A 9,604-nucleotide genomic window follows, 5' to 3' on the forward strand; every position below is an offset into this window, starting at 1 on the left:
CCACATAGAGCGGCTTGAGGGCGACCTCCGCCTTCTCCAGACGGCGGATGGTCAGGGACGTCACCCTCAGGGCCCTGGCCGCGTCCTCCAGCGAGGCCCCCGCGTCCTGCCGTCGCTCCTGAAGACGCCGGCCGAGGATCATACGGAGAACGGTGGGGGCACTACCGCTACCCGCAGCCGGCCGGCCGTCGCTCACTCTGGCACCTCCTGAGGGGCTGTCATCTGCTCGAGTCTGACACCGACTTGAGGGCGTGACCACACAGACGCCAGCTCTCTGAAATTATCAGAAGGCTGGTTTCAGGTTGAACTTGGGTGTGGGTAACGCTACTTGTAGGACCACGCGCCCTCGAGCAAGGACACGGCACAGCCAACCACTGCTAGGGCAGCGCGTGTTGGCAGAGCCTTCGGGCTTCACCACTCCCCCAGCCGGGCATCCCGTCCGCCCGGAAGGCCGACATCGTCACAGGTCACCACACTGCACCAGCCCAGACTCCAACGAGTCGCGCAGGACCGGATCGATGCGCACAATTCGCGCTGGGGCCGAGTGGTGAAGTACTTGCGTTGAAGTGCTCTTCCGGCTGAAGCCGGGAGAATCCCGCTTGCCTGGCGGCAGCGCACTTGACGCACTTTGCGCGCCTGACGACTGCCCTCCCGGCAGCCGGGATGAGCGCGAGGCCCATCCGGTACAGATGCCAGGCGTTGCGGGCTGCGTTGTGGTCGACATTGCCCGACCATGCGCAGCCCGGGTTCCTGCACACGAACACGGCCTGGGGCTCCCGGCTGCCGGGCGTGGTGCGGCCACAGTCGAACATGGACTCCGGTGGGCCCGCGCTGGTCTGCGACGGCAACCAGTGGGCCGTGGCCGGTGTGGTCAGTGGCCCCGACGAAAGCGGCAAGACGCTCTCCACCGATGTCGTCCCGCACGCCCGACTGACTCCACGGCATCATCACGGGCACCGACGTGCCCCGATGATCTGATCCCGGGCTTGGAAGGCTCGGTGGATCTGAGCGGCTGTGCGGGCTCAGTGGTCCGCACTCCCACCTCCCGGCCCCAGGACCCGGCTCTGTTGCCGACCAACGGTCACTGCTTGCAAGGACGGCGGCCCGGGCCCGGAACCGCAATGGTGGGCCAGCCATCATGGTGAGGTGATACGCCGCCATGAACTCACCGATCGTGAGTCGGAGTTACTCGCTCCGCTGATGCCGCGGGCTGCGATTGGGCGGCCGCAGCTGTCGGACCGGCAGTCATCAACGGGATGGTTTACAAGATCCGGACCGGGATGTCCTGGCGTGACCTGCCGGAACGCTACGGTCCATGGCAGACCGTCTGCACCCGCTTCCGTCGTTACGCCCTGGAGGGTGTGTTCACCCAGGCCTCAGCAGATCCAAGCCCGTGCGGATGCGACCGCCGACATCGACTGGCTCGTCCAGATCGGCTCCACCGTCGTCCGTGCCCACCAGCACGCCGCCACCGGCAGAAGAGGGCATGGTCACGCACCGGCCCGGCCGGTGTCCTAGAAAGGCCTAGCCCCGCCTCTGGGGCCCGGCCGGAAAGATCATGATGAGTAGCGCTGAGCGGGGTTCGGCCATCAGCCTGTCCAAAGTGCAGGAGACGGCGCCCGACCTGGTAAGTCTGTACAAGTCGGCCGGAGCCAGCGTGCACGAGCACGGCCTGTCCGGGCAGCGGGCTGCGGTCTACCTCGTCCTGGACCGATCGGGGTCCATGCGCCCCTACTACCAGGACGGAACCGTCCAGCACCTGGCAGAGCAAGTGCTGTCGCTGGCCGCCCACTTCGACGACGACGGCCGCGTTCCCGTCGTGTTCTTCTCCACCGACGTCGACGGCGGCGCCGACCTGGAACTGGGCGGCCACCGGGGCCGCATCGACAAACTCCACCAGAACCTGGGCCACATGGGGCGGACGAACTACCACTGGGCGATGGACGCGGTCATCGACCACCACCTCGCCTCCGGCAGCCACTCCCCTGCCCTGGTCGTGTTCCAGACCGATGGCGGGCCCACCAGCAAGGCCGCCGCTGAGCGGTACCTGTGCAAGGCCGCCCGCCTGCCCCTGTTCTGGCAGTTCATCGGGTTCGGCGACCCCGACGACGACGAGTTCGCCTTCCTGCGCCGACTCGACGACCTGGCCGTCCCCGCCCGCCGCGTCGTCGACAACGCGGGGTTCTTCCACGCCGGCCGCGACCCTCGCAGCGTTCCCGACCCGCTGTTGTACGACCGCCTCCTGCACGAGTTCCCCAGTTGGCTCTCGGCCGCCCGCACCGCACAGGTACTGCGGTGAGCGGCAGGAACGGACGGGCTGCTGCTCCGCTCACCGCACGGCAGTACGCAGGACGCCGCCTTCGCCACTGTTTGAGCATCGTGGCGTAGGCCGTGGCGCGCCTCCTTTGCGGTCTCTCGGCCGACGGCCTTCGGGCCACCGGGCCGATATCACCGTCCTTTGGTGAGCAGGACGGTGTCCTGCCCGCCAGGCGGCGCGGCAGGACAGTGCTGCGGACCACGAGCGCGGTCCGCTGCACGTTGAGGTCAGTGTCCTGGCCGGTGGCGGGCCGGCTCACCGGCCGCTTGTCACGGGAACTGGGTGATCTTGGATGGGATGGTGTCGGTGCCGGAGGTGGGCGTGCCGGTGTCGTTGACGACGTGGGCGTACTGTCCCTTGCCGCCCAGGGAGATCACCTGGATGCTGTGCAGCTTGATGCCGGTCTTGACGGGCACCTGGAAGCCGTGACGCTGCACGATGGAGGGGTCCGAGGTGTAGTTGCAGTAGCTGCCCAGAACCCAGGCCTCGTGGACGTTGACTGTGTCGGCGACCTTGTAGGCGGCGTAGCCGACGATGCCGTCGTGGGTGATGGCGGCGGCGTTGGGGGCGTCGTAGGCCTTCTCGTTCTGGAAGAAGATCGTGCGGCCTCGTTCGCCGTTCCACAGCACGTCGTATTTGTTGAAGTGCTCGACGAACAGGCCGGTGGTCAGGACGTCGTCGCCGTTCACCACCAGACCGTAGTCGGCCCGGTTGGTCTCCCAGCCGACACCCTGGCCGTGATCGGCGCGCCAGATCCAGGTGTGGTCGATGACGACGTCGTCGCTGTTGACCACTACGGAGTTGGTCGCGAGGCCGGGGCCCGCGCCGCCGATACGGATGAACACGTCCTGCATGGTGGTCGGGTTGGCCGAATGGTCCGCGCCCGCACCGGCGGGGCCGATCTGGAGCAGGGTGTCGGACCTGGTTGCGCCGGCGTCGATGAGGAATCCGGCGAGCCGGACGCCGTCGACGTCCGCGACGTGCATGGCGTCGATGCCGCCGTCGGGCACCAGCGTGGCCAGGCCCAGCCCGAGCACCACGGTGTCGGACCGGGTCACGTTGATCGTCTGGTCGAGGTGATGGACACCGGGGGTGAAGAGCAGGTTGAGGCCCTGGGCCAGCGCGGTGTTGATGGTGGCAGCCGTCGCGCCGGGCTTGACGAGGTAGAACTGGCTGAGCGGGAGCGAGGTCCCGGCGTTGGCGGGCCAGGACACACCGCGGGCGTTGGTGCGCTTGGCGGGGACGAAGACCTTGTAGTCGTTGCCGTCGAGGTAGAGGAACGGCTTCTCGCGGGAGACCGGAGTGGTGTCCAGCGTGGTGTACGGGCCGGTGTCGAAGTTCGTAGCGGGGGCGCCCTGGACACCGGTGAACGTCATGCTCCACACGCCGTTGGTCCAGCCGCCGACTGAGCTGTCGCGGGTGTACCAGTGCTGCTGCGAGTACGGGCCGACGGTGCCGTCGATCTTGGAGTCGGCGATGTATCCCCCGGAGGCCCAGCCGTAGCCGTCAGGTGCCAGGTTGAGGCCGCCCTTGACGTGGATGCGGCGGAAAGGCGCGGCCTGGGCGACGGCCCAGCGGTCGGTGCCGTTGGACGGAGTGATGGCGAGGTTCTCCGCCGAGCGCCAGAAGTTCTGTGTCGCGTTGCCGTTGAACCAGCCTGCGTTTACGGTGATGTCGCCGTTGATCTGGGTGTCGTCGGGGTTCAGCCCGAGACCTGAGATCGAGGTGTAGAAGCCGAGTTGGGCGTTGATGCCGTTGTAGGTGCCCGTTTTGAGGAGGAACTGGTAGCGCTCGGAGCCGAACTGTGCGGACTCCTGCTGGGTGAAGACCTGGTCGAACTTCTGCTGGAGGTTGGGCGTGGAGGGGTCGACGACGATGACGTTCGGGCCGAGGTCGCCGCCGCCCTGGACCGGGCCTGAGGTCCCGCCGGAGGTGGTGTGGACGGCGACTTCCCAGAGCGAGTAGCCGTAGGCCGTTCCGCGGGCGGTTCCGAGAATGCGGACGTAGCGGCCCGTGCCGCTCACGTCGTAGGAGGCACGGCCTCCGGTCGCGCCGGCGACGGTCTTGAGGGTGTTCCAGTTCTGGCCGTCAGTGGATGCCTGGAGCTGGAAGTCTTTGCCGTACGCGGCTTCCCAGTTCAGGTCGATCTTGCAGATGTCCTGGGACGAGCCCAGGTCGACGCGCAGCCACTGGGGGTCCGCGGCCTGGCTGGACCAGCGGGTGGAATCATCGCCGTCGGCTGCTGCGGACGCGGGGGTGCCGGCGTTCTCCGCCGAGGACGCTGAAGCGGTCCTTCCTTGCGTCGAGTTGGCGGTCGAGCAGCTGCCGGGCTGGGTCGGGCCGGGGGTCCCGAACACCTGGAACTCCCACAGCGAGTAACCCCACGGGGTGGCCCTGTGGATGCCCTGCATACGGACGTATCGGCCCTGACCCGAGACGGTGAGGGTGTCGGTTCCGCCGTCCCCTCCGGTAACGGTCCGAAGATCGGTCCATGCACCGCCGTCCGGCGAGACCTGGATCTTGTAGTCCGCGGCGTAGGCCGCCTCCCAGTTGAGGACGACCTGACTGATCGAGGCCGTGGCCCCGAGGTCGACCTGGAACCACTGGGCGTCGGTCGCGGCCGAGGACCAGCGGGTGCCTGTGTTCCCGTCAACCGCCGCGGCTGCGGGCGTCCCTGCGTTCTCCGTCGAGGACGACGCGGCCGTCCTGCCCTGGGACAGATTGGCGTCGGCCGCGAGGGCCGACGGTGGTGCGACGACAGGAAGGGCGATCAGCGCCACCGTACTTCCGAGCGCGACACCGACAGATCTGAGGCCCATGCCATGTTCCCCTGGGGGGTGGATGAAGGATGGTCACGAAAGGCCGTGCTGTGGCGGTCGTGCGGTGCGTGAGGTTGTGCAACATGCAACGAGGCCGGTTCACGGCTTAGTTCACGTCTTGACTTAAATGTTGACCTCAGCGGTTCGGCAAGCCCTCGGACACCAGATTCCCTGCAACTTGTGCACACCGCAGACGGGTTGACCCGCCAGCGGCTTTCAGAGCGTGACGCCAACCGGCAGCCGCCCTGTCTTCCTTGCTGGTGGCCCTTATCCCTGCGGCGACCCCCGATCCGTTCGCCCCTTCCACGGACGTGAACGCACCACGGAAGCCGCGTCTCCATTCCGGCCAGGAAATGTCACGAAAGGACACTTCGCTACAAGACGCCCGCCCTCGCTACAGACGATGCTGAAATGTGCCATGGAACCAGGCAGGCGCCCAACGCACCCCAGCATGATCCCTGTGGCTGAGGAGCCGTTTCGCGCATTGCTCGAGGCGGCGCCCGACGCGATGGTCATCGTGGACGACACCGGCATCATCCGCCTGGTCAATGCCCAGACCGAAGCCCTGTTCGGGCATCCCCGCAACGAACTGCTCGGCCGTCCCATCGAGATGCTGGTCCCCCAGCGCTTCCGCGCTCAGCACCCCGGTCACCGTCTGGGCTACTCCGCCAACCAGCAGGTGCGCCCCATGGGCGCCAACCTGGACCTGTACGGGCTGCGCCGGGACGGAGCCGAGTTCCCGGTCGAGATCAGTATCAGCCCCCTGCAGACCCCCGACGGCCTGCTGATCTCCGCCGCCGTACGTGACGTCAGCGAACGCAAGGCCGCCGAAGCCCGCTTCCGCGCGCTGCTGGAGGCCGCCCCGGACGCCATCGTCATCGTGGACGACACCGGAACCATCCAGCTGGTCAATGCACAGACCGAAGCCCTCTTCGGCTACCGGCGCGAAGAACTCCTGGGACAGCCCGTGGAAATCCTGGTCCCCCAGCGGTTCCACGATCACCACCCCGCCCACCGCCACGGCTATGTCGACAACCGTCGTGTGCGCCCCATGGGCGCCGGGTTGGAGCTGTACGGGGTGCGCCGGGACGGGGCCGAGTTCCCGGTCGAGATCAGCCTCAGCCCGCTGGAGACCCCGGAGGGCACGCTGGTCTCCGCCGCCATCCGCGACGTCAGCGAACGCAAGAAGGCCGAGACCCAGCTTGCCGAACTCTACGAACAGCAGCGCCATGTCGCCCTGACCCTGCAGCGCAGCCTGATGGGCTCACCCGCCCCACTGCCCGGCATGGACACCTCCAGCCGCTACTTCCCCGCCCGCCAGGGACCCGGCGTGGGCGGGGACTGGTTCGACCTGATAGCCCTGGGCGGCGGCCGCATGGGCGTCCTGATCGGCGATGTCATGGGCCGCGGCCTGGAGGCCGCCGCCGTCATGGGCCAGCTGCGCTCGGCCTCTCATGCCCTGGCCAAGACCGGCATGCCGCCCTGGCAGCTGATGCGGGCCCTGGACGCGGTCGTCAGCGAATTGCCCGACCAGCTCGTCACCTGCTGCTACCTGGTCCTGGACCCCGACGAGAGCGCCCTGACGGTGTGCTCGGCCGGTCATCTGCCGGTGCTGGTGGTGGATAGCACCGGACAGGTCCGCAGGCTCCCGGTCGATGTCAGTGTGCCGCTGGGCGTCGGCGATGTGCCTCACCAGGAGACCCGGCTCACCGTGCCGCCGGCCTCGGTGCTGGCCCTCTACACCGACGGCCTGGTGGAAACCCCCACCAGCGACATCGAGTTGCAGATCGACGCCCTGGCCATCGCCCTGGAGAAGGCCGTCGCCGACACCGACTGCCTGGAGCGGGCTGCCAACTCCGTTCTCACCGCCCTGCTGCCCGACCCCCAGGACTACAGCGACGACGTGACCCTGCTCCTGGCCCGCATCCCGCCCGCTCCCGTGACCGCCGTGTCCGCGCTCCTTCCCGCAACTCCCATCAGCGTGCGGGAAGGGCGCCGATTCCTGCGCCACACGCTGCAGGACTGGCACTGCGAGGCTCTCACCGACACGGCGTGCCTGCTGGCCTCCGAGCTGCTGTCCAATTCGGTGCGCCACGCCTGCGACCCTCTGCGCCTGCGCCTGCGCCGGACCCGGGACGAGCTCCACATCGAAGTCTGCGACGGCAGCCCGGTGCTGCCCCGCGCCAGGACCGCAGGCCCCGACGAGGAGTCGGGCCGCGGACTGGCCCTGCTCGACCAACTGGCCTCCACATGGGGCACCCTGCTCGCCGAGGAAGGCAAAGCCGTGTGGTTCTCTCTCCCCCTGCCCGGCTCTCCTCACCGCCAGAGCGAAAGCACGTCGGGAGACGCGAGCGGCTGTCCGGAGTAACCGTTCCTGCCCCAGGCAGTTTCCCCCGTTCCTGCGGAGCTGATCTGTCGCACGCCGCATCCGGGGAAGTGAGCGTCAGGAGGCTCACCGCGATGGGGGCGGGTTCACGGCGTTCAGCTCAGGCAGCGCAGCACTAGAAGGCCAGGTGCCGCCGCGCAGCCTGGGACCAGGTGTGGCGGGCGGCCAGTTCCCGGCCGGCGGTCCGCAGCGCCGGGTCGTGGTAGGTGAGGACTTGGCCGAGCTGGTCGGCCAGATCCTTGGTCGTGGCGGCGAAGCGGGCTGCGGGGCCGAACACCTCGCGCAGGACGGGGAGATCGCGTACGACCAGCGGGACTCCGGCGGCCAGCGCCTCCATCGCGGCCAGGCGGAAGCCCTCCTTGAGGGAGGGGAAGGCGAAGGCGTCGGCGGCCGCGACGAGCGCCGGGAGTTCGTCTGTCGGGGACGGGTCCGAGGACGACCGGGTCGATGCCAAGTTCGGCGGCCCGGGGGTTTCCCAGTGGGCGCGGTAGTCGCGGTAGTCGAAGAGGGTCTCCCCACCCGCGATCACCAGCCGGACGTCCGGGTGCTCGGTGTGCAGGAGGGCGTACGCCTCGAGCAGGTCCAGTGATCCCTTGCGAGGCTCGATGCCGCCGACGGTGAGGACGTGCCGGCCCAGCTGAGAGCGCCAGGCGTCGCGGACCGCCGGTTCGGTGCGCGCGAAGCGCTCGTACGCAACGCCGTTGAGGATCACCTGCGCCTTGATGCCCCAACCGTCGGCGAGTTCGTGCTGGTGCGTCGCCCGCCGCGCCGGTGACTCACAGGTCGAACCTCGTGTCTGCCCGAGCGCGGAAATCAGATGACCGCGGCTGCCCTCGTCTTCGACAATGACGCATGCTGATTGACCACTGGCCCCTGGTCGGACTGCGTCTGAGTACCCAGCGCCTGGAGTTGCGACTGCCCAGCGAGGATGAGCTTGCCGAGTTGGGTGAGCTTGCGGCAGAAGGCGTCCACGAGCCGGACCGCATGCCCTTCCTCGTGCCATGGACCGACTTGCCTCCAGCGGACCGGGCGCGCTCGGTGGTGCAGCACCACTGGTTGCGCAGGGGGAACTGGTCCCCTGAGAACTGGGCCCTGAACCTCGTTGTCTTTGAAAATGAACAGGTCGTCGGCCTGCAGACCATCGCGGCCCGGGACTTTGCCAAGCTGCGGGAGGTGAGCACTGCCTCATGGCTCGGGGCACGGTTCCAACGGCAAGGGATCGGTACCGAGATGCGTGCCGCAGTGCTGCACCTGGCCTTCGCCGGCCTGAACGCACTCGAGGCGATGTCGGGTGCCTTCGAGGACAACGCCTCCTCGTTCACCGTATCCATGAAACACGGTTACGTACTCGACGGTGTCGAGCGGCATGTGGTGCGTGGCCAGCCTGCGACGATGCGGCGGCTGAGGCTGACGCGAGCCCGCTGGGAGATGCACCAGCATGTCCCGGTCTCGATCGTCGGGCTGTCGCCCTGTCTGCCAATGTTCGGCCTTTCGGACGACAGCCACGCAGGCCTCCAGGAGGCGACCTCGTAACCCGGCTGCACGAGCGACAGGCGCCAGCTCGGGGTGCGTGCTGATCTTTTTCCTGACGACCTGTCGGAACGAGTGGCCCCGCTCCTGCCGCCCGCTCCCGAGCGGCGCCATCGCTACCCCGGGCGTTTGCGCATTCCCGACCGAGTGGCACTTGCTGGTGTGATGTATGTGCGGCGGACCGGTGTCGCATGGCGTGACGTTCCCGCGGAGACAGTGAGATGCTCCGGGATGACGGCCTGGCGCCGGCTGCGGGACTGGACCGAGGCGGGTGTATGGCGGCGCCTGCACGCGGCCCTGCTGACCGAGCTGCGCCGTGCCGGCCTGCTGGACCTGGATGACTGCTCCGTAGACCGGTCGCACGTCCGGGCACTCAAAGGGGGGACCACATCGGCCCCTCACCCGTCGACCGCGCCCGCCCCGGCTCCAAGCACCACCTGATCGTGGGTCGTGTGGCGGTGCACTATGCCGTCGTTGACGGCGATGTCGTCGGGGTCCGTGCGGCGTTGGCGCAGGGAGCTGACCCGGGCGCTGGCTCTGTCGGTGAGTCGT

General features: G+C 68.3%; 8 protein-coding genes and 2 pseudogenes. 6 read left to right on the top strand and 4 right to left on the bottom strand.

All coding sequences use genetic code 11. From position 1 onward, the window contains the following. Positions 1-196 (bottom strand): helix-turn-helix domain-containing protein (locus AQJ46_RS50045; RefSeq protein WP_159064258.1); only part of this gene is annotated, 196 nt, incomplete at its 3' end. Between the two features lie 406 nt (positions 197-602). Beyond that, positions 603-803, bottom strand: a pseudogene (locus AQJ46_RS58240) (RNA-guided endonuclease TnpB family protein); the annotation flags it as partial. On the opposite strand from AQJ46_RS58240, the gene AQJ46_RS55975 reads away from it, so the two are divergent. The 3 genes from AQJ46_RS55975 to AQJ46_RS50055 all read left to right on the top strand — a co-directional run bounded on the left by AQJ46_RS55975 (position 724) and on the right by AQJ46_RS50055 (position 2,299). Then, positions 724-978, top strand: a complete 255-nt coding sequence (locus tag AQJ46_RS55975; protein ID WP_059212030.1) for a hypothetical protein — start codon at positions 724-726, stop codon at positions 976-978. The pseudogene AQJ46_RS58240 and the gene AQJ46_RS55975 overlap by 80 nt on opposite strands. A 269-nt stretch (positions 979-1,247) precedes the next feature. After that, positions 1,248-1,562, top strand: coding sequence for a transposase (locus tag AQJ46_RS59340; protein ID WP_404828540.1), 315 nt, complete (start codon positions 1,248-1,250; stop codon positions 1,560-1,562). After that, positions 1,559-2,299, top strand: a complete 741-nt coding sequence (locus AQJ46_RS50055) for a vWA domain-containing protein (RefSeq protein ID WP_059212031.1) — start codon at positions 1,559-1,561, stop codon at positions 2,297-2,299. Before AQJ46_RS59340 ends, AQJ46_RS50055 begins: the two co-directional genes overlap by 4 nt. 287 nt (positions 2,300-2,586) lie before the next feature. Here the strand turns inward: AQJ46_RS50055 and AQJ46_RS50060 are convergent, their stop codons facing one another. Beyond that, a complete protein-coding gene (locus tag AQJ46_RS50060) occupies positions 2,587-5,136 on the bottom strand; it encodes a discoidin domain-containing protein (RefSeq protein ID WP_059212032.1) in 2,550 nt (849 codons plus the stop codon). A 451-nt stretch (positions 5,137-5,587) separates the two neighbouring features. Between AQJ46_RS50060 and AQJ46_RS50065 the strand changes: the two genes are divergently transcribed. Continuing rightward, the gene (locus tag AQJ46_RS50065) at positions 5,588-7,504 is read left to right on the top strand and encodes a PAS domain S-box protein (protein ID WP_079072851.1); all 1,917 of its coding nucleotides are present in this window, start codon (positions 5,588-5,590) and stop codon (positions 7,502-7,504) included. A gap of 133 nt (positions 7,505-7,637) precedes the next feature. Here the strand turns inward: AQJ46_RS50065 and AQJ46_RS50070 are convergent, their stop codons facing one another. Then, positions 7,638-8,234 carry a glycosyltransferase gene (locus tag AQJ46_RS50070; protein ID WP_225887664.1) on the bottom strand — a complete coding sequence of 199 codons (597 nt, stop codon included), beginning with the start codon at positions 8,232-8,234 and terminating at the stop codon, positions 7,638-7,640. Between the two features lie 140 nt (positions 8,235-8,374). Here AQJ46_RS50070 and AQJ46_RS50075 point away from each other — a divergent pair, with 140 nt between their 5' ends. Continuing rightward, positions 8,375-9,055: a GNAT family N-acetyltransferase gene (locus AQJ46_RS50075; RefSeq protein ID WP_059212034.1), complete on the top strand. Its 681-nt coding sequence runs from the start codon at positions 8,375-8,377 to the stop codon at positions 9,053-9,055. A 33-nt stretch (positions 9,056-9,088) separates the two neighbouring features. After that, positions 9,089-9,525, top strand: a pseudogene (locus AQJ46_RS53730) (transposase); the annotation flags it as partial. Between the last annotated feature and the right edge of the window lie 79 nt (positions 9,526-9,604).

Origin of the sequence: Streptomyces canus, from assembly GCF_001514145.1 — a bacterium.
Classification (GTDB): Bacteria; Actinomycetota; Actinomycetes; order Streptomycetales; family Streptomycetaceae; genus Streptomyces; species Streptomyces canus.